Origin of the sequence: Vibrio sonorensis (genome assembly GCF_001854765.1) — a bacterium.
Classification (GTDB): domain Bacteria; phylum Pseudomonadota; class Gammaproteobacteria; order Enterobacterales; family Vibrionaceae; genus Vibrio; species Vibrio sonorensis.
Genome location: NZ_LJJE01000002.1, coordinates 326317 through 351686 on the forward strand (window position 1 = coordinate 326317; position 25370 = coordinate 351686).

General features: G+C 43.9%; 21 protein-coding genes and 2 pseudogenes. 15 read left to right on the forward strand and 8 right to left on the reverse strand.

The genetic code is table 11. The features are described 5' to 3' along the window. Nucleotides 1-174: 174 nt before the first annotated feature. Nucleotides 175-1431, reverse strand: coding sequence for a D-amino acid dehydrogenase (locus BLO31_RS01495; RefSeq protein ID WP_070962554.1), 1257 nt, complete (start codon nt 1429-1431; stop codon nt 175-177). 108 nt (nt 1432-1539) lie between these two features. On the opposite strand from BLO31_RS01495, the gene BLO31_RS01500 reads away from it, so the two are divergent. From BLO31_RS01500 to BLO31_RS01525, 6 genes and pseudogenes are all read left to right on the forward strand, one after another. Beyond that, the gene (locus BLO31_RS01500; protein ID WP_070962555.1) at nt 1540-2430 is read left to right on the forward strand and encodes a LysR substrate-binding domain-containing protein; all 891 of its coding nucleotides are present in this window, start codon (nt 1540-1542) and stop codon (nt 2428-2430) included. Nucleotides 2431-2497: 67 nt separating this feature from the next. Then, nucleotides 2498-3475 (forward strand): ion channel, encoded by a 978-nt coding sequence (locus BLO31_RS01505; RefSeq protein WP_070962556.1) that lies wholly within the window; start codon nt 2498-2500, stop codon nt 3473-3475. A gap of 371 nt (nt 3476-3846) precedes the next feature. Beyond that, nucleotides 3847-4791, forward strand: coding sequence for a cache domain-containing protein (locus BLO31_RS01510; RefSeq protein WP_070962557.1), 945 nt, complete (start codon nt 3847-3849; stop codon nt 4789-4791). A gap of 488 nt (nt 4792-5279) precedes the next feature. Further along, nucleotides 5280-5729, forward strand: a pseudogene (locus BLO31_RS25075) (methyl-accepting chemotaxis protein); the annotation flags it as partial. A 261-nt stretch (nt 5730-5990) separates the two neighbouring features. After that, complete coding sequence (locus tag BLO31_RS01520; protein WP_070962559.1) at nt 5991-7259, forward strand: O-acetylhomoserine aminocarboxypropyltransferase/cysteine synthase family protein; 1269 nt, start codon at nt 5991-5993, stop codon at nt 7257-7259. 155 nt (nt 7260-7414) lie between these two features. Continuing rightward, nucleotides 7415-7792 carry an SEL1-like repeat protein gene (locus BLO31_RS01525; RefSeq protein WP_070962560.1) on the forward strand — a complete coding sequence of 126 codons (378 nt, stop codon included), beginning with the start codon at nt 7415-7417 and terminating at the stop codon, nt 7790-7792. 52 nt (nt 7793-7844) lie between these two features. Here BLO31_RS01525 and BLO31_RS01530 read toward each other — a convergent pair whose 3' ends face one another. Both BLO31_RS01530 and BLO31_RS01535 read right to left on the reverse strand, forming a co-directional pair. Further along, nucleotides 7845-8381, reverse strand: coding sequence for a hypothetical protein (locus BLO31_RS01530; RefSeq protein ID WP_070962561.1), 537 nt, complete (start codon nt 8379-8381; stop codon nt 7845-7847). 287 nt (nt 8382-8668) lie between these two features. Then, nucleotides 8669-9283, reverse strand: a complete 615-nt coding sequence (locus BLO31_RS01535; RefSeq protein WP_070962562.1) for a LysE family translocator — start codon at nt 9281-9283, stop codon at nt 8669-8671. A 99-nt stretch (nt 9284-9382) separates the two neighbouring features. Between BLO31_RS01535 and BLO31_RS01540 the strand changes: the two genes are divergently transcribed. Continuing rightward, on the forward strand, nt 9383-10264 hold the full coding sequence (locus BLO31_RS01540; protein WP_070962563.1) for a LysR family transcriptional regulator: 882 nt from the start codon (nt 9383-9385) through the stop codon (nt 10262-10264). Between the two features lie 318 nt (nt 10265-10582). Then, nucleotides 10583-11305: an NYN domain-containing protein gene (locus tag BLO31_RS01545; RefSeq protein ID WP_070962564.1), complete on the forward strand. Its 723-nt coding sequence runs from the start codon at nt 10583-10585 to the stop codon at nt 11303-11305. Nucleotides 11306-11378: 73 nt separating this feature from the next. Here BLO31_RS01545 and BLO31_RS01550 read toward each other — a convergent pair whose 3' ends face one another. From BLO31_RS01550 to ulaR, 3 genes are all read right to left on the reverse strand, one after another. Then, nucleotides 11379-12041, reverse strand: a complete 663-nt coding sequence (locus BLO31_RS01550; RefSeq protein WP_070962565.1) for an HAD family hydrolase — start codon at nt 12039-12041, stop codon at nt 11379-11381. A gap of 846 nt (nt 12042-12887) precedes the next feature. Beyond that, nucleotides 12888-13955 (reverse strand): L-ascorbate 6-phosphate lactonase, encoded by a 1068-nt coding sequence (ulaG, locus tag BLO31_RS01555; RefSeq protein WP_070962566.1) that lies wholly within the window; start codon nt 13953-13955, stop codon nt 12888-12890. Nucleotides 13956-14077: 122 nt separating this feature from the next. Next, the gene (ulaR, locus tag BLO31_RS01560) at nt 14078-14833 is read right to left on the reverse strand and encodes an HTH-type transcriptional regulator UlaR (protein ID WP_070962567.1); all 756 of its coding nucleotides are present in this window, start codon (nt 14831-14833) and stop codon (nt 14078-14080) included. Nucleotides 14834-15174: 341 nt separating this feature from the next. Here ulaR and BLO31_RS01565 point away from each other — a divergent pair, with 341 nt between their 5' ends. The 6 genes and pseudogenes from BLO31_RS01565 (at nt 15175) to BLO31_RS01590 (ending at nt 20611) form a co-directional block, all read left to right on the forward strand. Further along, entirely contained in the window at nt 15175-16977 is a 1803-nt protein-coding gene (locus tag BLO31_RS01565) for a PTS ascorbate-specific subunit IIBC (protein ID WP_070962568.1), read from the forward strand. 71 nt (nt 16978-17048) lie between these two features. Next, a pseudogene (locus tag BLO31_RS01570) lies at nt 17049-17520 on the forward strand (PTS sugar transporter subunit IIA). Nucleotides 17521-17529: 9 nt separating this feature from the next. Next, a complete protein-coding gene (locus tag BLO31_RS01575) occupies nt 17530-18225 on the forward strand; it encodes an L-ribulose-5-phosphate 4-epimerase (RefSeq protein WP_070962569.1) in 696 nt (231 codons plus the stop codon). A gap of 23 nt (nt 18226-18248) precedes the next feature. After that, nucleotides 18249-19070: a pyridoxal phosphatase gene (locus BLO31_RS01580; protein WP_070962570.1), complete on the forward strand. Its 822-nt coding sequence runs from the start codon at nt 18249-18251 to the stop codon at nt 19068-19070. A gap of 4 nt (nt 19071-19074) precedes the next feature. After that, nucleotides 19075-19722 carry a 3-keto-L-gulonate-6-phosphate decarboxylase UlaD gene (locus BLO31_RS01585; RefSeq protein ID WP_070962571.1) on the forward strand — a complete coding sequence of 216 codons (648 nt, stop codon included), beginning with the start codon at nt 19075-19077 and terminating at the stop codon, nt 19720-19722. A gap of 7 nt (nt 19723-19729) precedes the next feature. Beyond that, the gene (locus BLO31_RS01590; protein ID WP_070962572.1) at nt 19730-20611 is read left to right on the forward strand and encodes an L-ribulose-5-phosphate 3-epimerase; all 882 of its coding nucleotides are present in this window, start codon (nt 19730-19732) and stop codon (nt 20609-20611) included. 180 nt (nt 20612-20791) lie between these two features. Here BLO31_RS01590 and BLO31_RS01595 read toward each other — a convergent pair whose 3' ends face one another. Together BLO31_RS01595 and BLO31_RS01600 are read right to left on the reverse strand one after the other, a co-directional pair. After that, nucleotides 20792-21001 carry a hypothetical protein gene (locus BLO31_RS01595; RefSeq protein ID WP_070962573.1) on the reverse strand — a complete coding sequence of 70 codons (210 nt, stop codon included), beginning with the start codon at nt 20999-21001 and terminating at the stop codon, nt 20792-20794. A 437-nt stretch (nt 21002-21438) separates the two neighbouring features. Beyond that, nucleotides 21439-22413: an L-threonylcarbamoyladenylate synthase gene (locus BLO31_RS01600; RefSeq protein ID WP_070962574.1), complete on the reverse strand. Its 975-nt coding sequence runs from the start codon at nt 22411-22413 to the stop codon at nt 21439-21441. Nucleotides 22414-23042: 629 nt separating this feature from the next. Here BLO31_RS01600 and BLO31_RS01605 point away from each other — a divergent pair. Beyond that, a complete protein-coding gene (locus tag BLO31_RS01605) occupies nt 23043-25370 on the forward strand; it encodes a S8 family serine peptidase (protein WP_070962575.1) in 2328 nt (775 codons plus the stop codon).

Consider the following 25370-nt stretch of genomic DNA (forward strand, 5'->3'; position numbering starts at 1 on the left):
GGTGTTATTGGTCGCAATGATCAAGAAGGTGGTTTTTTAGTTGATAAAAGTGAATATGTATAGAACAAATCAATAGTACAAAGTGGGGCTGTGATTAAATTTTCGTTCTGGTGGTTGGTCATTTTTTAGTCAGATGTGTTGGTGGCATTGCCCAAGGAAGGGCAATGCCATCGGTCAGTCGTACCGATAGAGGTTATAGGCGTCCTGCTGAAAATGGTCTGGAAGTTGATGACTGACTATTTTGGCTAGCATATCGCCAGACCCACAAGCCATTGTCCAGCCCAGTGTTCCATGACCGGTATTGGTGTATAAGTTGAAATAGGGTGTAGCACCGATCAAAGGTGTTCCATCTGGTGTCATGGGCCGAAATCCCGTCCAGTAATCGGCGCGAGATAGGTCGACCCCTTTAGGAAACAGATCAGCAACAACGTGTTCTAGTGTTGCGAGCCGTTTTTTTGGAAGAGTAGGATCAAAGCCATTGAGTTCAGCCATTCCTGCAACCCTAATCCTGTCGTCAAAGCGTGTTAGTGCCACTTTATAGCTCTCGTCCATAATGGTTGAAGTTGGGCAGTGAGCTTCATCTTGAATAGGTATGGTCAGTGAATAGCCTTTTACTGGGTAAACAGGGATCTTGATGTTCAGTTGTTCAAGTAATTTAGTTGAGTAGCTGCCCATGGCAACGACAAAGGCGTCACCTTTAATTTGGCCTTGATCGGTACTTACCGCGACAACCTGATCTTTTTCGGTAATTAAACCATTGATGTGGGTGTCGAAATAGAACTCGATCCCGTTGTCTTTGGCTCGCTTGGTCATTTGTTGGCAAAAAAGGTGGCAGTCTCCGGTTTCGTCATCAGGGAGGAATAAGCCGCCAACCAGTTTGTCTTCGACAGAAGCTAGCCCCGGCTCTTGTTGTATACATTCGCTTTGAGAAAGCAATTGAAAACGGGTGCCACTCTCTTCTAACAAGCGCATATCTTTTTCAACCGCTTTAAGCTGAGCTTGATGCCGAAATACCTGTAGTGTTCCAAGCTCTCTACCTTGGTAGTCGAGTTTAACTTTCTGTTTTAGCGATTGGAGGCAAGCTTGACTGTGATTGGCCAGTGCAAGCATGCGGGCTTTATTGACTCTATACCTGTCAATCTGACAATTGAGCAGCATCTTTCCCGCCCATTTGATTAATTTTTTGTCTGGGCTAGGCGTGATTTTCAAAGGCGCGTGTTCTTCAAACAACCATTTTAATGCTTTGCTTGGAACACCTGGTGCGGCCCAAGGAGAGGAGTAGCCGTAGGATATTTGGCCTGCGTTGGCAAAACTGGTTTCGTTTCCGCTTTCTGGCTGACGGTCAATGACACTGACTTGATACCCAGCTTCTCTTAAATACCACGCAGACATCAAGCCAATGACACCACTGCCTAAAACCACCACATGCATTTTGATTCTCCTAATTTGAAAGCGGTGGAAGGATCTATGATTTACATTTACTTAACAATCGAAAAAAATTACCCTTAGCTTTTAGTTTTTTTATAAGCGGAGGCGGAAGTGAAGGCGTCTAAACTGTCGGGTTTAAATTTGATTGTGCAAATAGCTGGTCACCAAAGTTTGTCTAGCGCCGCAAAGGCGATGTTTCTAACAACGGGAGCGGTGAGCCAACAACTGCTTGCGATAGAAAATCAGTTGGGCTTTTCGGTATTTGAACGTCATTCAAGGGGCATACGCATCACTGAAAAAGGTGCGTTACTGCTTGAAAAGGTCCAGCCTCACTTTCAAGCCATCGAACATCATGTCGAGCACATTTCCAAACTCGACGATCACCAGAGCATAAGGTTGAAACTGACCCCTTCATTAGCATTTAAATGGTTGGTGCCTAGATTGGAACAGTTTTACCAAGCGCATAGAGATATTCAGGTCTATACCTTTGCTGAGGGGGCGCTGGTGGACAGTGAACGTCAAGACTACGATATAGCTATCGACTATGGCCCCATTCCTTATGCTCGCCCCAATGCGGAATTGTTAATGGAAGAGTGGTTATTGCCAGTGATGACACCAGACTATTGGCAGCAGCACAAAGCGTTAGAAATGGGGGATAGCAAAGTGTGGCAAGAAGTCACGTTACTTCATGATGCTATGCCGTGGAACAAAGCAAAACGCGACAGCGAATGGCGTTTCTGGAGTGAGCAGCGACAGTTTGATATCGACACAAATCGCGGCCACTTCTTTAATCGTACCGATATGGCAATGTCTGCTGCTGAAGCTGGGGTTGGGATTGCTCTTGCCAGACAAGCGCTGATCACTAATGAGTTAGATTCAAATCGTTTAATCGCCCCATTTAGCCCAATTCCTGCCAATGCTGGATACTTTCTTATTATTCATAGCCATAACCAAGCGACTCGACTATTTAGCCAATGGTTAAGGCAGCAAGTTTCTCGTTGATAGAGTTGTAAATAATCTGGCGTCCCTCTTGCCACCGTCTACAATGTTAAGACTGAGGGCAGCAAATATGAAATCAAATACGGGTAAATGTAGCTATCGAAACCCCGATGGCTGGTGCTGCGACCAACCTGCGACAAAATCAGGTCTTTGCTATTGGCATGATCCTGATATTGATAAAAGCAAAGACGATATAAAAGAGCAGGTGGAAGAATGGGCAGCAGAGGGTAAACCTTTAGACGGATTTCAGTTGGCGAGAACAAATTTAGTTGACCTTAACTTAGTTAACCGAGGCAACAAGGTTGGCTTTCAGTGTCGCAATGCAGATTTTTATCGCGCCGATCTGAGTGATGCTCACTTCTTCGGTTTAGATTTGCGTGGCTCTTCGTTAATGAAAACTAAATTACTCGGTGCGAATCTCCACTGTGCAAAGTTAGAAAACTGTAATTTGCTCGGTGCAGAACTCGGTAGAGCGCGACTAGAAAACATTGAGTGGGGCGAATGTCTCAAGCAAGAGATGGAAGCTCAGGAAGCCGGAGCGTTAAAGCGAACTGGTAAGTCACACAGTCTCTGTCAAGAGGCGGAAGAGGTGTGTCGCAACATTCGAAAGCAGTGTGAGAAGCAAGGTTTGTTCGAGACTGCTGGACACTTTTTTAAAAAAGAGATGCGTTTTCGCCGCTATCAAATGCCCAGATACAGTTTAAAGCGCTGGATCTCAAAAGCGGTCGATCTGTTTTGTGGCTACGGTGAAGATCCTCTACGGGTGGTGGCGTTCTCCATTAGTTTAATCTTCGCATGCGCCTGTGCGTACTTTATTCTCGATACCACTTCAGCCAACCCCATTTATGAAGGTGTCGAAGGGTGGCAGTTCTATTTATTAGAGTTTTTTAACGCGCTTTACTTTAGCGTTGTGACATTTACCACCTTGGGGTATGGCGATATTACTCCAGTCGGTGTCGCAAGGTTTATTGCGGCCGTGGAAGCCTTTTTAGGCAGTTTTACTATGGCGCTATTTGTCGTGGTATTTGTGAAAAAAATGACTCGCTGATGGATTCATTGAAAAAGAATATCAAATTTATTGTGATCTGCCTCTAAACAATACAATTATCAAAATGGGGTGTTTCTGCAAACCTTCGCAGTTCACCTCGCACTTATTTATGCAATTATTATCCTAACTGACAATAACATAGCGACACATGTCACTTTTGCTGCTGAAACTTTTTCTCATTTTTAAGCCGCTTTTTGCTCATCAACCTTACTGTTTGTGCACTTAGACTCTTATCTGGGCTGCTACGCTCTAATCTGTATCCAAGCATTGATACCAAAATAATTAATCGCGTTTTTACAGCATGTCACTACGCGATAAAACCAGAGTACGTCAGTAGAAATCCCAATATAAAGATAATAGTGGGGGCTAAGATGAGATTTAGTTTACGAGTAAAAAGCTGGGTGCTTTTTGCCAGCATAATGCCGGTGTTGGTGGCGCTGCTAGTTTCAGCAATGAGTGCGAGTAAGAGTGTTGACCAGCTAAACCAAGAGCGGTTGATCGCGTTAAGGGATGTAAAACAAGCCCGCGTATTGGAGCTGTTTGAACGATATAAGCGAAACTTGAAAGCCGTCGCTTTTACTGCAAAAGCGGAGCTGTATGAGTACGACAGCGATAGATTCCACGAAACCATGACAGTGCTTAATCACGAGTTAGAGTTTTACGATATCTTCATTGTTAATCCCAGTGGCGATATTGTTTATACCGTTGCGCGAGAATCGGATTATCAAACTAATTTGCTAAATGGCCCTTACGCGGCTTCCGGCCTTGGAAAACTATTTGCCTCCATCAAGCAGGGCGCTGACTTTGCCGCTCAAGATTTTACCCCTTATGCCCCTTCTAATAATGAGCCTGCTGCATTTATCGGAGAACCCATCACGGTAGATGGGCAAACGTGGATGGTTGCGACGCAGATGTCCATAGATGGCATTAATAGCTTAATGAACCTGAGAAGCGGAATGGGTGAAACGGGAGAAACGTATTTAGTTGGCTCAGATTTTAGGATGCGGTCAGATTCCTACTTGGATCCTGAAGGGCACTCAATTAAAGCTTCATTTGCAGGGACAATAGAGAAAAACGGTGTCACAAGTGATGCCGTGAAAAAAGCGTTAAGCGGAGAAAGTGGTTTCGAGGTAGTGATAGATTACAACGGCAATCCTGTTCTGTCGGCTTATGCCCCTATTGAGGTTTATGGCTTTCGATGGGCGGTGCTAGCTGAGATCGATGAAGCTGAAGCTTTGATACCTGTCTATCAGCTTTTGCAGTTAAATGGCGGAGTATTAATCGGGGCGTTATTGGCCGGGCTTATTGCTCTATGATTGTGACACGAGCGGTAATGAAACCACTCGGTGGTGAACCAGAAGAGATGGCTAGCTTGATGGACAAGGTTGCCAGAGGACATCTCAACCTAAAACTTTCATCAGAAGGGGCTACGGGTCTAAAAGGCGCTATGGTGGTGATGGTGGATGAACTGACCAGTATGATCATGCAGATAAGAACGGCATCGGATCAGCTTTCTAGCACCGCCGAAGAACTCAGCGTAGTCACGGAACAAGCAGAGCAGGCGATGGTAGGTGAAAACCAGGAACTAGAACAAGCGGTTACCGCAGTTAATGAGATGGCCGCATCGGTTCACGAAGTGGCGAGCAATGCCACTCATGCATCCGAAAGTGCGTCTAAAGCAGACACAGAGTGCCAAGCTGAAATGGCGAGAATGAAGAGCACGGTGTCAATTGTCGAAGACCTAGTTCAGCAGGTACACTGTGGTAGTAAACACGTGGAAGAACTGGCGGAACAAGTTCGCGGTATTAACACCGTTTTAGATGTGATTAGAGGGGTTGCAGAGCAAACTAACTTACTCGCTCTCAATGCTGCTATTGAAGCTGCTAGAGCAGGCGAGTCGGGGCGCGGTTTTGCAGTGGTGGCCGATGAAGTAAGAAATCTAGCTCAACGGACGCAAGTCTCTACCCAGCAGATCGAAGAGATGGTCAGCCGAGTGAATACTCAAAGCGGGGAAACCGTTTCAATCATAGATAATTGTAAGCAAGTGGTTGAAAAAACGAGAGAGAACGTATCCGAAACGGGACACGCCATTGATCGGATCGCAACTTCAATGAAAGACATCAACGAGCAAACTGCGTCGGTCGGCAGTGCAACGGAAGAACAGGCCCAAGTCTCTTCGGAAATAGATCAAAGCTTGATAAGAATTCGCGACCTTACTGCACAAACCGTTACTGGGGCGCATCAGACAGCGTAATCTAGCTCAGAACTGGCCGAGGTTTCGAATAATCTTCGCGCCATCATAGGCTTCTTCAAATTGTGAGCCTTAGTTCAACAAAGGGCGAACCCTATCTTTAAATAACTTAGGGAATGGGGTTCGGCATCGGTGTGACTTTTAGCAAACTTTGTTGCTTGTCATTCAGTTATGCCTATTAATCTGGTTATAAGATATTCCACTACGGCATGTGCCGTGCCATTATGTTTGCGCGAAAACTAAACATTAGATCAAGGAAGAGACATGAAAGACGAAACGCTATCCATTCACTTCGGGTATGAGACAGATCCAACAACCAAGTCAGTGGCCACCCCAATTTATCAAACGGTCGCCTACGAGTTTGATAATGCTCAGCACGGCGCGGATCTTTTTAACCTTGAAGTTCCGGGCAATATTTATACGCGCATTATGAACCCGACTAACGATGTGTTGGAAAAGCGAATGGCGGCGTTGGAAGGCGGTATTGCTGGCCTTGCGGTAAGTGCCGGTAGTGCAGCGATTAATTATGCCATTCAAACGCTTGCAGAAGCGGGTGACAATATTATTTCGACGCCTCAGCTATATGGTGGCACTTACACTTTGTTTGCCCATATGCTGCCAAAACAAGGTATAGAAGTCAGGTTTGCTAAAGACGACAAACCAGAAAGTCTGGCTGAGCTTATCGATGAAAATACAAAAGCCGTCTACTGCGAGAGCATTGGTAATCCCGCAGGAAACATCATCGATTTAGAGCGAGTGGCAGAGTTAGCGCATGCTCAAGGAGTGCCTGTTGTAGTCGACAACACGGTGGCGACCCCTGCGCTTTGCAAACCGATTGAGTTTGGCGCAGATATTGTTGTTCACTCTTTGACTAAGTATGTCGGTGGCCACGGAACCACGCTGGGCGGTATGATCATCGACTCCGGAAAATTCCCGTGGGCAGAGCATAAAGATCGCTTCCCGGTATTTAATCAGCCAGAGCCTTCTTATCACGGTGTGGTTTACACCGAAGCGTTTGGTCCCGCAGCCTTTATTGGTCGGGCGCGTACAGTGCCATTGAGAAACACCGGATCGGCGATGTCGCCAATGAATGCATTTATGTTGATGCAGGGACTAGAAACCCTGTCACTTCGAATGGAACGCCATACAGAAAACGCGCGTAAAGTGGCGGAGTACTTGGAGAAACACGATAAAGTAAGCTGGGTGAGTTACGCTGGTCTGCCTTCTTCAGAGCACTTTCCACTCGCTGAAAAGTACATGAAGGGCAAGCCTTCCGCGATTCTTTCCTTTGGCTTGAAAGATGGCTATGAAGCTGGTGTGCGTTTTTATGATGCATTGCAGATCTTTAAGCGTCTGGTAAACATCGGTGACGCTAAATCTTTGGCGTGTCACCCAGCTTCAACCACTCACCGCCAGTTAAGTGCCGAAGAGCAGAGTAAAGCGGGTGTTTCACCAGAGATGATTCGACTCTCTGTAGGTATTGAACATATTGACGATATCATTGCTGACTTAGAGCAGGCGTTGCAAGCTTAAAAAACAACCAACATTTACCCTTGGTTATGCTGTAAAAGTTATTGATTTAATTGTAATTATTTTGAATTTATACTGAGCCATAACCCGAAGAAATGGTTGTGGTTTTAGTGTAGAGTCTTTGCTCTTTTTTATGTTGTAAGAGACGATTTAAAATAATGAAAATTAAAGCCTTTTCTTTAGTTGCAGCGGTATTCTCACTTGTTAGTGCTTCGGCTCTTGCTGGTGAAACTCAGGTATGTACGTTAAATGCAGATTCTCTAAGCGGTAAAGCGCTAACAAACTACACTCAGTGTTGTGATGACAACAACGGTGAAGCTTGTTACTTAAGAGCTTGGACAGATTTAGAGATGCGTGGCAAAGATCAAGTTGCAGCACTTTACTACAAGCACAGCTGTGAAATTGGTTACGCGAGTGGTTGTCGTACTGCGGGTCAGCTAGCCAGCGATCAAGACGAAAAAGACGCATGGTACAACAAAGGTTGTGACCTGAAAGACTTAGATAGCTGTCTTGAAGTAGACCGCATGCCTTTCTAAGTGAAAGCAAAGCGCTAGAATTAAAAAAACACCATCAATAGATGGTGTTTTTTTATGCCCAGAGTAACCAATCAGGGGCTTTTATTTCGTCGGCTTTGAACTGGTTGGAAAAGTGCTCCAGCAGATCGGCCAGATGTTGACCATTGTCAGCAATGGTGTTTACCACTAAGTCTTCAGAGATATCTATAGGGCAGGGGTGTGGCTGAGCACGGGTTGCCAGTAACACAGGAACGATAAACTTCTCTTTACTCGCCGCATGAGTGGACTTCAACTGTCGCGCCTGAGCGTAAACCTCATGTATTGAAGATTCGTTGTACTCAGTGGCGTCTACCTCCACTTTAATGACAAACACCAAACCTCTATAGAGCAAAACCAGATCGATATCTAAATCACCCTCTGGGCTTTTGATACCCATTACAACGTCACCAGCGAGATGCGGCAGTTTTTTTAGTTCACGTTGAATTAACTCAACAACTTTAATACTGGGTTGGTTGCCGCAATCTAGGTGGTTAAGTTCATTTACAACCTCTGCTGGTGATTTGGAAGCAAACGCGTAAATAGTAGATAGGTAAGGGTTTGGCTGAGTCATTGGTTTGTTATCGTTATTTTGGTGTGCGAAGTGTAAGGGGCAAGTCAATCACACACAATAGATAAGCTTAACACTTTGATTGAATGTACTCAGTTTTAACACCAGAACGCGAGTCGCAGGGCGTAGAAGGACATTTTTCTGGTAAATATGCCCACGGCTGAAGTTAGTCTTGAGTTTTAGGCGATTCAATAGGGATAGAAAGTAAAGCGTTTGGCGCAGAAAAGCGCACTTTCATTTATTCTATCCCTAGCGCTGAGTTAAACAAAAAGGTTAAGCTCGAAGCTCAGTTAATCGGTGGTGAACAACATGATACCGAAGGTGACAAGCCCCGCTCCGCAAACCTGATTTATTTTGCGACCAAATTTCTGAAAGAAAGTTGAAGCTTTGCTCGATGTGATAACCAATGCCAAAAGGCAAAACCAAGCAACGTGAAGCAAGGTGATGTATAAACCACACATCAACACAAAGAATGAGTTGTTATCACTTTCAGGTGAAACAAGCTGACTAAATACACTGAGGAAAAATAACATTGTCTTGGGATTCAGCGTGTTACAAAGAAAGCCTTGAGCAAAATATTTCTTTGCGCTGTTAGATATCGGCTTTTCATTTTCAATATCAATTTCTAGCTTTGCGCTAAACAATCCTGTGATACCAAGATAGATGAGATACGCCGCACCTGCGTACTTGATCATACTGAAGATAACTTCATTATGTGATAATAAGTGACTGATCCCCAGAATGGAGTAGGTTATGTGAATACAGATGCCAAGGCCAATGCCTAGCCCTGTCATTAGCCCAGCTTTTCGTCCGTTACTCACGCTATTTTTAAACACCAAAACAAAGTCTGCCCCTGGGCTTATTACGATTAATAATCCTATAATTGCATAGCTTATTATTTCCATATTTACTCTCATTGCTCCTAATATTTGCCGCTATTGTAATGACTAATGAGCGAGTTATAATCGAAAAAAACGCATAGATAGTGTGAGAAAAAATCACATATGAGACACCTTAAAGCCTTTCATGTTTTCCATATCGCGGCAGAGTCTTCCAGTTATAGTGAAGCCGCAGATAAGTTGCACATCACTCATGGAGCAGTGAGCAAGCAGATAAAACTGTTAGAAACTCACCTGTCTAAGGCGTTGTTTTACAAAAATGGTCGGGGAATGAGCCTGACGCAGGAAGGGGAGTTACTCAAGCAGTACACCAACGTCGCTTTTGATGCGTTGGATACTGGGATCAATAAGATTAAAGAAACGACAGGCAATAACATTGAAGTCTCCTGTGAGCCAACATTGACTATGCGCTGGTTGATGCCAAGGCTTTCAAATTTCTATCAAAGTTCCGGTGTTGATATCCGGCTTTCGACAGCTGGTGGCCCTGTTGCTTTGGGTGAGGCGGGGCTTTCCATGGCCATTCGGAGGGACGATTTTGATATCCCTTCTGACTATGTGAAACATAAACTGGTTGAAGAATGGGTTGGCCCAGTGATGTCTGCGCAGTATTGGAACTCGACTCAAAACAACCATTTAGACATAACATTACTTCATAGTAAGACGCGCCCACATGCTTGGAAAAATTGGGCGACGGCATCTGGCCATGATTTTTACCACAATAAATCTAGCCAATCATTTGACCACTTTTACTTCTGTTTGCAAGCGGCGGCGGATGGTTTGGGGGCGGCCATAGGCTCATTTCCACTAGTGGCTGATGATCTGCAAAACGGAAGGCTTATCGCGCCTTTTGGCTTTATTCCATCAGGGTTTAATTACGTTTTACTCAGACAGTCACAAGACCTGAAAACAAAAGAGGAGCAGTTTCAGCAATGGTTGGAAGAGGAGCTATCAAAGAGCACCCCAAATAACTTTGAGCTATGCAGCTAATGCGAATAGCGAGCTGTAGAAACAACAATAGCGCATAAGCACTTCTATCTGTTTTACTCGACCTCTTCTTTTTCGAAATCTCGTTCTTGCTAATGCTCATCAAGTGAGGCTACAAGAAGCTATCTTAAAGATTGTTAGGTTAAACAGAGCATTGATTTACGTTATATAGAAGATTTCAGTCGGTGCGTGGTAAGTCAGAAGTGCCCCATTCTGTTTATAGTTGTAACTCATAACATTTCTTAGTGAACCTATTTGAACAAATGTTACTAATGCCTATATAGTGAAACTAACTAGATAAATGATGGTTACGCATGGATTATGGGCAACAAAAAAATCGCTGTATTAATTGACTCTGAAAACACCCCCTACTCAAAGCTAAACCTGATCATTGAAGAACTATCTAGTTTTGGGCAGATAATCGTTAAACGTGCGTATGGCGACTTCTCTGCAGAACAACTAAAAAACTGGAAGCAACCTCTGAATGAACTAGCGATTCAAGCCAAACAGCAATTCGCCTATACGTCAGGAAAAAACTCAACAGACTCATTGATGATTATTGACGCAATGGATCTTTTATACAGCCAAAGGTTTGACGCTTTTGCTTTGATTTCCAGTGATTGTGATTTTACGAGTCTTGCTACGAGATTAAGAGAGTCGGAGATACACGTTATCGGGGTTGGAAAAGCGATGACACCAACTTCGTTCAAAAACGCATGTGATGACTTCGTGGCTATTGAGAACTTAAGCGATGATATTGATTTACGGGATATACAACCAAGCTCTAATCAAGAGGCCGAACGTGAATTATGGCGATTAATGCATCAAGCTTGGCAGAACTATAGAGATGAATCGGGTTGGGCAAAACTAGGAGAAATCGGTAAATATTTAAAGAGACTGAAACCAGACTTTGACACTCGAAACTACGGATTAAAGAAACTGTCCGATTTTTTTGATAAGTATCCAACGCGATATAGAACCCGCAATATAAAGCGTTCTGGTATGGAGTTTCAGTTGATAACCAAGTCTAGCAAGCAAAAATGATATGCTTGCTTAATGTAAGGTGTATCTGGAATAGTAGACATATCTGAATTAGAACAAAAAGTCTTTCGATACCTTAAATGTTTGTTAGGCGAATAAGTCGCTCTTGAACTTCATTGCGATTAACCACGAAAGTAGCCTCGCTTTTTATACTATTTCGTTCTGAAATAAGCATTGTAGATAGACCTACGGATTTAGCCCCATAAATATCGGCAACTTCACTGTCTCCTACCATAATACTAGTTAAAGCTGAACTATCAGTGCTGTTCAACGCAACTTCAAAAGCCTGACGACTAGGCTTTCGAAACCCAATTTCTGAAGACCAAATTATGCTATCGAAGTATTTGGATAAGCCACGTGCTGTTATGTCTCGCTGAAAAACTTCACTGCTACCAGTTACGTTAGATAACAGTGTGAGCTTTGTTCCCTGATTAGAAAGGGCCTCAAGCAGCGGAATAGAGTATTTATAGAGGCGACCACTATCTACGAAGTGATTTAAGTGTCGTAAACCAACTGATTTATCAAACACTAGATCGTATTCTTTAAATGCTTTGTCCCAGATTTCGATCCATTCAGGTTGTTCGACTTGATCTGGTATATAGAGTTCATGTATTTGTTTCTCTATCTGTTTACCAACCTGTTCGGCATACTGAGAGTCAAGCACAGCCATTAAAGAGTTAATGAGGCAGCCCATTTCACACAAGGTGTTCCCATAATCAAATATTACAGTCTTGTACATCTGAACCTCTTCATCTAATACCTTACTATGGTGCGACTAAAACACGAAATCTAAGGAAAGCTGCTGAAATCACTAACTCAGATGAACCAAAATGCAAAAGGTTAGTCGTCACTCTTAAGCAATTTGTTGTTTTTTTACATTGTTAGCCGTTTTATTAACTCTTTTTCAGGTTTTGTAGTAAAAGTCTGTATGGAGCAATATGAGCCTATAACTTTAACGAATAAACATATAAGGGCGAATAAATATAGGGAAACGGATGAGCCAATCCTCTTTATCGCCTTTGAGATGAAATAGCAAAGCACAAGTGGCCCGCTGTCCTTCAGTTAAAATTTTAGGTATGCCATAAAAACTAGGCACTCTAGCCAGTTTTACTACTAAAAACTGGCTTTCCAGGTAAATATCCAGTTTTTGTTGGTTTTTTACCCAAACTTACTACCTTAGTTACATAATAATCTGGTGGTCCTCCTGAAGCATGAGACAATTTTTGCCAGTGCCTTACCGTGGTTCTGAGCTTCAGCTTGTTCTGACTGTAGGCAAAAAGTAACGCAGTTATAACTGCGTCACTGAACTAAAACTCACTATTCTGTTCCCAATTTAGTCCAAAACTTGATGTCATTAACTACTTAAAAAAGCCAACATCCGATTGAGTGGTATTAAGCCTAACGCGACAACTAACTATTACGGGTTAAAATAAAGTCGTTAAAGGTGGCTAATATCAAGGAGTGGGTAGTTAAAATGAATTGAGTTTACGCAATGAGGCAATACAGATTGTGTTTTGAAAATTCTAGGTTTGGGCGAGAGACAAAAAAGGAGCGTTTTACCGCTCCTTTTAAATGGTGAAAACTATTATAGGAATGCGCGGTAAGGCAGTTCTGGATCATTTTTGAAGATATCAGCAAAACCGCGGAAATGTTGGTAATGCATGCGCCCTTTGTCTGTTGGGTACGTATATTTGCCCCCAACTTGCCAAAAGAAAGGTGCAAAGCCGTACTGTAGGCGATCTCTTTTCATGTTCCACAGCATTTCAATTTCACGCGGGTCGTTTTGGAAGTTAGCCCAAATGTCGTGGTGGAATGGAACCACTACTTCACAGTTTAAAGATTCAGCTGCGCGAAGAATATCTGAAGACGTCATTTTATCAGTTACGCCGCGTGGGTTTTCACCGTAAGAAAGCAGAGCTACGTCGATCTTGTGGTCGTTACCGTGCTTCGCATAGTAGTTAGAGTAGTGAGAGTCACCTGAGTGGTAAATAGAACCGCCTGTTGTTTCAACTAGGTAGTTTACAGCTCGGTCGTCCATCCCATCGAGAATGTCTTTGTCTAGAGAAGACGTACCCTCTGGTAGTGTTACTAGAGCCGTGCGGTCGAATGCATCTAACACTTTGATGTTTACGTCTTTGATACGGATCTCATCACCAACTTTCGCTATAACGCAGCGATCTTCTGGAACCCCCCAAGATATCCAAAGGTCAACACATGCTTTAGGTCCAATAAACTTAACGTGGTCACCACAGTTTTGCAGTACCGCGGCTGCGACGTTGATATCAATGTGGTCCGCGTGATCGTGCGACGCCATTACAGCATCAACCTCTTTGATAGCAAATGGGTCAAGTGGGAAGATGGCGGTACGCAGGTTTGGTTGTAGTGCCTCAACACCACCCATACGCATCATTTGGTGTTGGTTTTTCATGAACTGATTTTTTTGAGTCTTTTTACCTGTACCACACCAGAAGTCCATCGAGATGTTTGTACCACCTTCAGACTTAAGCCAAATTCCGGTACAACCTAACCACCACATTGAGAATGTATTCGGCTCGACGACCGTATTTTCAATCTCTTCGTTTAGCCAAGTACCCCATTCTGGGAAGGTGTTTAGAATCCAAGATTCGCGAGTGATTTCGTTTACATTGCTCATGTTAGTACCTTCTGTTTCACAAATTTGATTAATTTTGGATGTAGGGAGCCTAGCGCCTTAAATTGGATTAAGGCACTGAGCTAAAGTTAATAATTATTGGAGGGCAGGTTAGCCCGTTGGATTTATACCAAGATGACTTGCGTCCCTTGAGCTTCAATCTTTTTCACAACATTTGGGTCGGCTTCTCTACCGGTAATAACAATGTCTATTTGCTGAGTATTGCAAAATAGCATTCCAGTTCTCTGGCCAATTTTAGAGCTGTCTACCACAACGACTAACTTGTCGATTTGCTCTAACATCTGTTGTTCGGCGACGGCTGTCAGCATATCGGCTTTATAGAGACCGGCCTCTGTCAGTCCTTTACCTGATGTAAACATCCAGTTTCCGGCATAGCCGCCCAATGAGTTTGGTGCTGGGTTTAGGAAGATGTTTTGAGTTTTGTTGTATTGGCCACCAATGATGATCACATCGTCATGGTCTTCGTTGATCAAATAGCTTGCGAGTGGGAAGTAGTTGGTAATGATCTGAACATTTTCTCCACATAATTGCTGACCGAGTAAGAAGGCGGTTGAACCGCAGTTAATTACCACGGTATCTTCAGCCTGACAAAGCTCTGCAGCGGCATGTGCTATTTGAACTTTCTCTTCATAAAACTCAGTACTGTTAATATTGAGTGGTGACCACTTTCTCTTTTGATTTTCTATCCTTTCAGCGCCATTTCGTACCTTTCGAAGTCTGCCAAGCTCATCTAATTTTGCGATATCTCGCCTAGCGGTAGCTGGGGAAACATTAAAATTATCAATAATATGAGAGACATTAATCGTCTGCATTTCTTCTAGTAACGACAGAATACCGTTGTGTCTTTGCACTTCATTCATATTTATCACTCTATTTGTCTATGTGACAACTCAATGATTACTTTTGATTTGTTTTGATTCTAATAATCATGGCGATAATTGTCAAATCCTAGCAAATGAAAAACAAGATGAAAATCACCATTTTATGTAAGTTGTTGTTTTTATTGTATCTGTGTGTTTCTGGTGTGATCTAGTGCTCAATTAACCGTATTCTGACTGGTGATTATTGATATAAATCAAATTAATCATAAATGAGCATTGAATGATTACTTTTGATTGCTAGAGTTTAGCTCGTGAGCAAAACAAGACATCACTGAAACCTACAAATCATTAAAAATACAAAATCTATTAGGGGCAAAGATATGGAGTTCTTATACGACATCTTCTATATTTTTTACAGTCAGGTTATGACCAAAGCGCCTTTGCTGCTCGGTATCGTAACTTGTCTCGGTTATATCCTTCTCAAACGCGACGCAACAACCGTTATCTCGGGTTCAATCAAAACCATTGTTGGTTTTATGATTGTTCAAGTGGGTGCGGGAACGCTGGTAGCGGGTTTTAAACCTGTTATTGCAAAAATGAGTGAAATTCATGGACTGACAGGTTCGGTAATCGACCCGTATACATCCATGATGGCGACAATGGAAACCATGGGGGACAACTACTCCTGGGTTGGGTACGCCGTCCTTATTGCACTGGGTATTAACATTCTTTTGGTGGCCTTTCGCAGGGTCACTGGTATTCGCACTATCATGCTTACGGGACACATCATGTTCCAACAAGCTGGCCTGATTGCTGTTTTCTACTTCGTGCTTGGTGCGGGTATGTGGGAAACCATTATCTACTCTGCAATTCTGATGGCTCTGTACTGGGGCATCTCTTCCAACATCATGTTCAAGCCAACACAAGAGGTGACGGGCGGAGCGGGTTTCTCTATTGGCCACCAACAGCAGTTTGCATCTTGGATTGCAACTAAAGTTGCTCCTAAGTTAGGTGATAAGAACGACAGTGTTGACCACATCAACCTGCCGAAATGGCTACACATTTTCCACGACAGTATTGCCGCTACTACTTTAGTCATGACAGCATTCTTTGGCATCATTTTACTCTCTTTCGGGCTTGATAACCTGCAAGAGATGGCGGGAAAAACTCACTGGCTAATCTATATTTTCGAGACTGGTTTAAAGTTTGCGGTAGCAATTCAAGTTATCGTAACGGGTGTGCGCATGTTCGTCGCTGAGCTGTCAGAAGCGTTCAACGGTATTTCTCAACGTCTGATCCCTAATGCGGTTCTAGCGATTGATTGTGCGGCTATCTATGCGTACTCACCAAATGCCATGGTGTTCGGCTTCCTTTGGGGGGCGGTAGGTCAATTTACAGCGGTATTGCTAATGTTGGCATTCGATGCGCCAATAATGATCATCCCTGGTTTCATTCCAATGTTCTTCTCTAACGCAACCATAGGTGTGTTTGCAAACCACTTTGGTGGCTGGAAAGCGGTCATGAAAATCTGTTTCGTGATGGGCATTATTGAGGTAGTGGGTTCGGCTTGGGCTATTCACATCTTCGCTCAGTCAGGTACTGAACTTAACGGCTGGATGGGTATGGCAGACTGGGCTCTCGTGTTCCCACCTATCATGCAAGGGATCTCTAGCTCTAGCATGTTCTTCTTTGCCGTTGTGGCACTCGCTGGTGTTTACATGTATTTCGCTTCAAAAGCGCTGCGTGATGAAGAAGATGGCGAACTACAACAAGCACCAACTATGACAGCAGTAACACCAGAAGGTGTAGGCATTGAGTGCGAATCACCTGTTAAATCAGCTGCGGTAGCAAATGATCCACAAGTGAACTCAGCGTCAAAACAGAAACCAGTGCGTGTTTTAGTGTGCTGCGGCTCTGGTCAAGGCTCCTCAATGATGTGCTCTAAGAAAATAAAAGAGTTCTTAGATAAAAAAGGGGTTGCGGCAACCACGTTCAACAGTGCCATCACCGACTACAAATCCCATTTCGGTTCATTCGATATCATCGTTACTTCTGTAGCGCTGGCTGAAAAAATCACCAATCTACCTGAAGGTAAGCAGCAGCTAGCAGTTAAGAACATGATTATGGTGAAAACCTTTGGTGACGAACTGATTTCACTTATCGAAAACAACTTTCATAAATAATTGAATTGGCCCAGCGGCAATGCTGCTGGGTCAATAAAAAACGAATAACAACTTACTAAGTGAGCAAAGCAATGAACTTGAACGAATCTCTGATTACCAATAACTCAATTCAATTGAATGCAAAAGCTACAGACTGGCAATCGGCTATCAAAATCGGGACGGATGCCTTAGTGAAAGCTGGTGTCACTGAGGAGCGTTACTACGACGCCATCATCAAGCTATCTCTACTGAAGGGCCATACATCTGTATTCACGATGCATTTGCTCTACCACATTGCCGCCCAGAAGATGGTGTGATGAAACTGGCTTCGCGTTAACGGTACTAGAAACCCCAGTCTTTTTCGAAGACGTAGACGAGCCTGTAGATGTATTGATCACCTTGGCTGGTAAAGATTCAGAAGAGCACATCGAAGGCACGATGCAGGTCGCGAACTTAATCGAGTTTGACGAAGATTTCTCAAAACTACGTGCATGTAAAACACCACAAGAAGTGGCAAACCTAATTGATATGGCGCTTGCACAAGCAAAGGCAGAAGCAGCTTAAGGAGTCGATATGTCCAAATATAGCCAACTGAAACAACGTGTCTTAGAAGCGAACTTACAGCTGCCTAAGTACGGATTAGTGACATTTACTTGGGGCAACGTTTCTGAGTTTGACCGTATTAATGGTGTGGTAGCGATTAAGCCATCGGGTGTTGAATACAGTGATCTGACGGCTGAAAGTATGGTGATAGTGGACCTAGAGGGCAACATTGTTGAGGGCATACTGAACCCATCAAGTGATACCGCTACTCACCTAGAGCTTTACAAAGCGTTCCCAGAAATTGGCGGTATTGTTCACACCCATTCTCGTAGTGCAACGATTTGGGCGCAGGCAGGTATTGATATTCCGGCTTTGGGTACCACGCATGCTGATTATTTCTACGGTGACATTCCGTGTACTCGCAAGCTTTCGAACAACGAAATTGCTGATCACTATGAGAAGAACACTGGCTTGGTGATCATTGAAGAGTTTATTCGGCGCCGCATTGAACCAATGGCAGTTCCGAGTGTGATTGTCGCGGGCCACGCCCCTTTCTCTTGGGGGAAAGATGCTAACGATGCAGTGCATAACGCGGTGGTTTTAGAAGAAGTATCGGCAATGGCTTTGGCAACGCGTTCGTTAAACAGCGGAATCAAGATCCAGCCCGAGTTATCAGACAAACATTACCTACGTAAGCATGGTGAAAATGCTTACTACGGACAGTAATCAGTGTGATGTTAGGAGAGTCAATGTATCAAGTGTTGGCGTTAGACTTAGATGGAACCGTGTTGACTGATAAACACACTATTCATCCAGAAGTAAAAAAAGCGATCCAAGAGGCTAAGCAACATTGCCATGTGATGATCGTGACTGGCAGGCATCACACGGCCGCAAGGCCTTATTACTATGAGTTAGAACTCGATACTCCAATTATTTGCTGCAATGGAACCTACGTGTATGACTACCAAAGCGAGACGGTTTTAACCCAGAGCGCTATCGAGCATCAGCATGCACAAGCGTTTATCGAGTTGGCCCATAAGCACAATCTAAAGATGGTGATGTACATCACCGATGCGATGACTTACTCCAATGAAAATCCGTTTGGCTACATGTTGGCTTTGGAAGAGTGGGCTGAACAAGCTCCAGAGCACCACAGACCAAATATTTACCGAGTGGATTCATTTTCTGAAACCGCAAACCACACCGAGTTTGTTTGGAAGTTTGTCGTGGAAGGGGAGCAAGAGTCGGTTGATTGCTTAATGCAAATGCCTTGGATAAAAAAACACTTCAACGGTGAACGCTCCTGGTCCAATCGAATCGACTTTGCGGCAAAGGGAAACAGCAAGGGAGTACGCCTTGCTGAGTATGTCGATAGCCTTGGCTTTCAGCCCTCTCAAGTGATTGCCGTTGGCGACAATCACAATGACATATCAATGCTTCAATACGCAGGCTTTGGCGTAGCGATGTTTAATGCTGACGACACCGTTAAATCGAACGCTCAAGCCGTGTGCAAAACAGATAACAATCAAGATGGCCTTGCCCATCTAATACGTGAACAAATTAAAGGATAAATCGATGACGAAACCAATGATTCAAATCGCCCTAGATCAAACAAATTTACCAGCTGCTATTGAAGTGGCGAATAACGTAGAAAGCTACGTTGACGTGATTGAAGTGGGCACTATCCTAGCGTTCGCAGAAGGGATGACGGCGGTTTCAACTCTACGCCAAAATCACCCTGACCACATCCTAGTATGTGATATGAAAACCACCGATGGTGGCGCCATTCTAGCTCGCATGGCATTTGAGGCTGGTGCCGACTGGATTACGGTATCGGCAGCAGCACACATAGCGACAATTGATGCATGTAAAAAAGTAGCCGATGAGCTCAATGGTGAAATTCAAATAGAGATTTACGGTAATTGGACCATGGAAGATGCGCAGGCGTGGGTTGACTTAGGCATAACTCAAGCTATCTACCACCGTTCTCGTGACGCTGAATTAGCTGGTGTAGGTTGGACAGATGCTGATTTAATGAAGATGCATGCACTATCTGAACTGGGTATAGAACTCTCTATTACTGGCGGAATAGTGCCAGAAGATTTGCACCTATTTGAAGGTATTAAAGCGAAAACTTTCATTGCAGGCAGGGCGTTGGCGGGTGACAAAGGCCGAGAAACAGCAGAAGCATTGAAAGAGCAAATTAATCGCTACTGGAACTAGGAGCGTTATGTATAAAAACTTAATACGCCATCGTGTTGGGATTTATGAAAAAGCCTTACCGAATGACTTTAGTTGGGAAGATAAGCTAAAAACCACCAAAGAGTTAGGCTTTGATTTCCTTGAAATTTCGATAGATGAGTCTGATGAAAAACGCAGCCGCTTAGATTGGAGTGATGAAGAGGCATATAGACTCCGACGCTTGTGTGAAAAGTATCAAGTGCCTTTGCAGTCAATGTGCTTGAGCGCGCACCGCAAGTTTCCATTTGGTTCTGCGGATCCTAAAGTGCGAGAACAAGCGGTTATCCACATGGAGAAGGCAATTGCGCTTGCGTATAAGTTGGGTGTTCGCACTATTCAACTAGCTGGTTATGATGTTTACTACGAGCCAGCAAATCAGGCGACGCACCAGCGTTTCATCGACGGTATGAAGTTGTCAGCACAGCTTGCTGAGCGGGCGGGAGTGATGTTAGCTGTTGAAATCATGGATACGAATTACCTTAACTCACTGAGCAAATTTGAAGTGTTAAACCGTGAGATTAATTCTCCATACTTCAATGCGTATCCAGACGTAGGCAACATATCGGGATGGAACTACGATATTGTGACAGAGCTTAAGCTGAGTAAGCCGAACATTGCGCAGATCCACCTTAAAGATACCTATCGCGTTACCCCAGAATACAAAGGACAGTTTCGCGATTTAGTGATTGGCGAGGGAGAAGTCGATTTCAATGCCATTTTTACAACATTGAAAGAAACAGATTGTGTGGTGCCGCTGGTGGTAGAAATGTGGGCACAAGATGAGCACTGGAAAGAGAATATATTGAAAGCTCAGGTTCGCTTAAATGAAGTCTGCCGCCAAACGGGTATGATACCTTTGTTTGAACGCTAATCCCTTAGATTAAAGCTCTGATAAGCAGAACGACTCCTCGATAGGCTAAACAGATTAGCGACATAAACATCGCTAATGTCAGAAAATTCGTGCTCCTTTCTGACAAAAGACGCGCAATATACTCCCCCTTGTATATTGCGCGTTCTACTCTATCTAATGGCGAGAGCGAGATGGTTCTGTTTATATCGCAACAGTTATGTGGTCGCGTCCAATTTTTGCCATCTCTATTAGAACATCAGTGTGGTACTTCTTTTTCACCGTAACGTGAGTCCCAATTTCACTGGCAATTTTGACGATTTCTAGAGCGTCAGTTGGGTGCAATGAAGAATCTTTTGCGATCTCTATGTTTACGCCTAGTTTGATGAGTTCGATTGCGTCGGTTGAATGCATGATTTTTTCCAAATTTGAACTTTGCTGGACTATATCACTTTCGATGAATTCAACTCTACGAAGCTCCTCGAAAAACTCATATATATATCGCTCACAACGCGTTTTTTCAGATCAATTTCAAACATAAAAGCGTTGTGATGAACACCGTGATGAGTGCGGACTCATTTTTAATGAATACGTCATTTGCCAAAAATTAAACTGCGAGATGCCGTGTTCAGATTTGAGGTAAAAGCGTATTGTTACCTTACTCCGAGGGAGAGCTAACAGGACAGAAAATGGACTTTCCTACTTTAAAATGCGAATCCTGTTTTTTCTCGGAGTGATCATAACAACCTCCTTAGTTGATTTATTGAATGGAATTGTTTGCCGCATCATTTTGATGCGGTTTTTTTTATCCAACGGGCAGATAAATGAAAACCACCCGAAGGTGGTTTTCATTAGGAAAGTTTAGATTGAGCTCGATTTAGTCGATCGTGGACTGCCAGCCACTCATCGCTAAGAGGAGGCCTTTCAACCCAGATCTCTTCGCAGCCCCATTTATCGGCCTCGTCTAACGAGCGGTATAGCTGATAGGAGTACTCTGCAACATTGCCTGACATCTGCTTACTAGTGACGTTTTCTATTGCTTGTTGCGATTCGTCGAGCGAGCTGTAATGCAAATAGGCAACTTTTTTACCTTGGGTATTGCTCAACGCTTGGCTATCAACCAAGCGGACTTTGGTGTTTGGCTGGTAGTGGCTAGTCACATTACCCGGAACAGCGACATTGTGTGTTTTAGGCGAAAGTACTTCTTCACCGAGTACATCGGATAACTGGGCTGCGCTAATTGGGCCAGAACGCAAAATGCGCAAAGGTGTTTGAGTAAGATCGACAATAGTTGACTCTAGGCCGTGTACACAATCGCCACCGTCAAGCACCGCTGCCAATTTACCACCCAGTGAATTTAATACATGCTCTGCAGAGGTTGGGCTTAACTTTTTATATGGGTTCGCCGATGGGGCTGCAACTGCAAGCCCAGATTGCAAAAGGGTACTGAACACGCCGTGGGCAGGCATTCTAACACCGATGGTCTCTAGCCCTCCCGTCACTACGGAATTCGCTTTATCCGCCTTGTTTAGCAGCATGGTCACAGGACCGGGCCAAAACGCTTTTGCAAGCTGATAAGCCTGCTCTGGAATATCTTGCGCCCAATCAGAAAGCTGATCCATGTTGCCAATGTGAACAATAAGCGGATGGTTGGCTGGTCTACCTTTTGCGGCAAAGATCTTTTTTACCGCTTCCGGATTACTTGCATCTGCGGCTAAGCCGTAAACGGTTTCAGTTGGAATCGCGACAAGCTCACCGTTTGCCAATATCTCTTTGGCTTGCTCGATATCTTTTTGTTTATCAGCAGAAAGGTGTAGCGTTTTCAATGTCATTTCCTCAGGAAGCCAGATCAACCAATATCCAAACAGTAAACAGGACTATTTGAAACAAAGCCGCCTATTTTAGCGATGTTTTACAAATTTGCGATGGTTATTTAGCGCCGAATTGTATCCAGAGTTGAAATGCTTTTCTAGATAGCGTGCTTTAGTTTTTATCTAAGCTTTCGGAGGGTACATTAAAACGCTATTGCTTGGAGTAAGTTAAGTAGCAAGGTTAGGTATTATTGCCACCACAACGACTTTTAAACAAAGTGCATAGCAAACTGGATGCGTTGTCTTTTCTCAGTGCGTTGTCATAAAAACTTCACATTTATCGGTGTGCCGTAGCGCACCCTTAGAACTCTTTTAAAATCAGCGTCTAATGGTCTTGTGTTATCAAAACAACGGAATATCCCACTGTTTTTAATAACAGCGATTAAAAGTAGTCAAATGAGATGTTTTCACCAATGGTTCCACTATAGCGTTTTGAGTTATATGGGTTTTATTTTCTGGAGATTTATAAACGTTTCTAAGCAGGCCTGTTCAGGCTACAAAGCTTGATGAAATGGGGTTTTACACCTGTCCAGTTATTGACCAAACTGTTAATTGTTGGCCATGTAAAGTAATGGAGGCGGGCTATGTTCTGTTTAAAAAACGCTAAGCGATTTTGGAGTTGTTTCATACCAATAGTATTGGTTACTTTCGCTTCTGGAGCGATAGCAAAACCCAAGGGAGAGGAAGAGTTTCGCCCCGGCACGGTTTTGTACAAAATTAGCGTGAATGCCTCCACTAGGGATTTGAAAGGGTTAAATGCCCTACTAAAAAGTCAGGGCTTGGTTTCTGAAAGAACCTTGGATGGCAGCCAAATTGTGATTGCGACTTTTGAGCATCACGGGCGAGAGACCGCGATTGCTAACATACTGAAAACTAGTGGTTATGTAGAGTTCGCCGAACCCGACTATGTTGTCGAACCGATTGCTCAGCCCAATGATCCAAGCTTTGGCAACCAGTGGCACCACAACAATGTTAACAGCCAGCAGGCTTGGGATGTGACGACGGGGAACTCTGTTCTCGTTGCGGTGTGTGATACTGGATTCGATGTTAATCACCCTGATTTGGGACCAAACTTAAGAACGGATCTTGCGTTTAATGCCAATGATGGCTCTAACTATATTTTTGATGCTAATGGTCACGGCACTGGTAGTGCGGGGACTTTAGGTGCGGTAGGTAATAACAACACTGGTGTAGCCGGTGCGAGTTGGAGCGTTGATATTATTCCTGTTCGCATTGCTATCAGTGACAGCAACAGTTCTGCGTATATATCCACTATGGCAACTTGTATTGAATATGCAGCGGACAATAACGCTAGGATTGTGAACTTAAGTTATGGTGGCATTCAATATGCGACGATAGATGCTGCGGCTCAGTATCTTCGGGCGAGGAACGGTTTGCTGTTTATGTCTGCGGGTAATAGCGGGCAAGAACACCCAACATATCCAGATTACACCAGTTTTGTAGGGGTCGGTGCGACGAACCGAAGTGATGGGCGTGCCAGTTTTTCGAGCTGGGGTAACTATGTTGATATTACCGCGCCCGGTGTTGAAATTCTGACGACGTACCCAAATAACCGATATGTCTATTACAGCGGCACTTCTTTTTCTTCTCCGCTGACGGCGGGGATTGCAGCGTTAATGGTCGCGGCCAATCCCAACATTACCCCTTCTGAGATTGAAAATGGTTTGTTCTCAACTGCGGTCGATATTGGTACTAGTGGTGATGACAATGTGTTTGGTCATGGCCTAGTGGATGCCGCTGCCGCGGTTAACTATGCGGTGAACCTAGGTGGATTAGAGGCGCCAGTCGCAGTTGCTGGTGTAGACAACAATTCACTGCCTTTTGGCACACCATTTAACTTTGATGGCAGTGCTTCTTCGGACCCCGACGGCACCGTGATCTCTTACTTGTGGGACTTTGGTGATGGCACGACTTCTAACGAGAAGATTGTCAGCCATGAGTATGCTACAGCGGGTAGTTTTCAGGTGAGTTTAACCGTAACGGATAATGACGGTTTGACTGATTCTGATACGACCAGCGTTCAGGTGACTAATGAACTGCCAGTCGCTGTAATTACAGGATTAGCCAGTAGCTACGATGTAACAGAGAGTATTTTCTTTGATGGCAGAGCGTCGAGTGACGCCGAAGGCAATATTATCAACTACGATTGGGACTTTGGTAACGGCGATTCTGACTCTGGGGCAACCACGAACTACTCATACCCAAGTGGCGGTGACTTTACGGTAACATTAACGGTTACGGACGAAGCGGGCGCCTCTAATAGCACAAGTTCCAACGTTACTATTATTGATCCGAATGTTTTCAACGCACCAAGTAACTTAACCGCATTAGTAGATGGATTCGATGTTAATTTAACGTGGCGAGATAACAGCAATGTTGAGGTTGGTTTTGTAGTCGAACGAGGTATTAAATTTAGAGGTCGTATTGTCTATACAGAACTACCACTGGTAGGGGTTGATGTAACAAGCTTCACGGATACAGTAAGTGACACTGGAAGCTATCGCTACAGGGTAAGCGCAGAAAATGCAGCTGGTGATCGAGTCACTTCCGAAACAATTACCGTTAGTGTGGAATCCAGCTCTCCAGATCCCGAACCAGAACCCGGTTCACTAGCGGCGCCAACTGACCTCACTGGTAGTACAAGTGGTAATATGGTTGTGCTTAATTGGACAGATAACTCAGGAGACGAAGAAGGCTTTTACATTGAGAGAGGGCTAAAAACCAAAGGTCGTATCGACTTTCAACCCCTTGATTCGGTAGGAAGCAATGTGACCTCATTTAGTTATGATTCTAGTAGTTTGAGTAACGGGAACTACGGTTATCGAGTTCGTGCTTATAAGGGCTCGGAAACCTCGGGCTACAGTAATACCGTAGAACTGCGGAAAAAATAG

Coding starts and splice junctions, on each gene's coding strand:
- BLO31_RS01540 (WP_070962563.1), top strand. CDS start 9,383: ATGAGACACCTTAAAGCCTTTCATGTTTTCCATATCGCGGCAGAGTCT.
- BLO31_RS01545 (WP_070962564.1), top strand. CDS start 10,583: ATGGGCAACAAAAAAATCGCTGTATTAATTGACTCTGAAAACACCCCC.
- BLO31_RS01505 (WP_070962556.1), top strand. CDS start 2,498: ATGAAATCAAATACGGGTAAATGTAGCTATCGAAACCCCGATGGCTGG.
- BLO31_RS01580 (WP_070962570.1), top strand. CDS start 18,249: ATGTATCAAGTGTTGGCGTTAGACTTAGATGGAACCGTGTTGACTGAT.
- ulaR (WP_070962567.1), bottom strand. CDS start 14,833: ATGAATGAAGTGCAAAGACACAACGGTATTCTGTCGTTACTAGAAGAA.
- BLO31_RS01565 (WP_070962568.1), top strand. CDS start 15,175: ATGGAGTTCTTATACGACATCTTCTATATTTTTTACAGTCAGGTTATG.
- ulaG (WP_070962566.1), bottom strand. CDS start 13,955: ATGAGCAATGTAAACGAAATCACTCGCGAATCTTGGATTCTAAACACC.
- BLO31_RS01595 (WP_070962573.1), bottom strand. CDS start 21,001: ATGCATTCAACCGACGCAATCGAACTCATCAAACTAGGCGTAAACATA.
- BLO31_RS01495 (WP_070962554.1), bottom strand. CDS start 1,431: ATGCATGTGGTGGTTTTAGGCAGTGGTGTCATTGGCTTGATGTCTGCG.
- BLO31_RS01535 (WP_070962562.1), bottom strand. CDS start 9,283: ATGGAAATAATAAGCTATGCAATTATAGGATTATTAATCGTAATAAGC.
- BLO31_RS01585 (WP_070962571.1), top strand. CDS start 19,075: ATGACGAAACCAATGATTCAAATCGCCCTAGATCAAACAAATTTACCA.
- BLO31_RS01575 (WP_070962569.1), top strand. CDS start 17,530: ATGTCCAAATATAGCCAACTGAAACAACGTGTCTTAGAAGCGAACTTA.
- BLO31_RS01590 (WP_070962572.1), top strand. CDS start 19,730: ATGTATAAAAACTTAATACGCCATCGTGTTGGGATTTATGAAAAAGCC.
- BLO31_RS01605 (WP_070962575.1), top strand. CDS start 23,043: ATGTTCTGTTTAAAAAACGCTAAGCGATTTTGGAGTTGTTTCATACCA.
- BLO31_RS01550 (WP_070962565.1), bottom strand. CDS start 12,041: ATGTACAAGACTGTAATATTTGATTATGGGAACACCTTGTGTGAAATG.
- BLO31_RS01510 (WP_070962557.1), top strand. CDS start 3,847: ATGAGATTTAGTTTACGAGTAAAAAGCTGGGTGCTTTTTGCCAGCATA.
- BLO31_RS01525 (WP_070962560.1), top strand. CDS start 7,415: ATGAAAATTAAAGCCTTTTCTTTAGTTGCAGCGGTATTCTCACTTGTT.
- BLO31_RS01520 (WP_070962559.1), top strand. CDS start 5,991: ATGAAAGACGAAACGCTATCCATTCACTTCGGGTATGAGACAGATCCA.
- BLO31_RS01530 (WP_070962561.1), bottom strand. CDS start 8,381: ATGACTCAGCCAAACCCTTACCTATCTACTATTTACGCGTTTGCTTCC.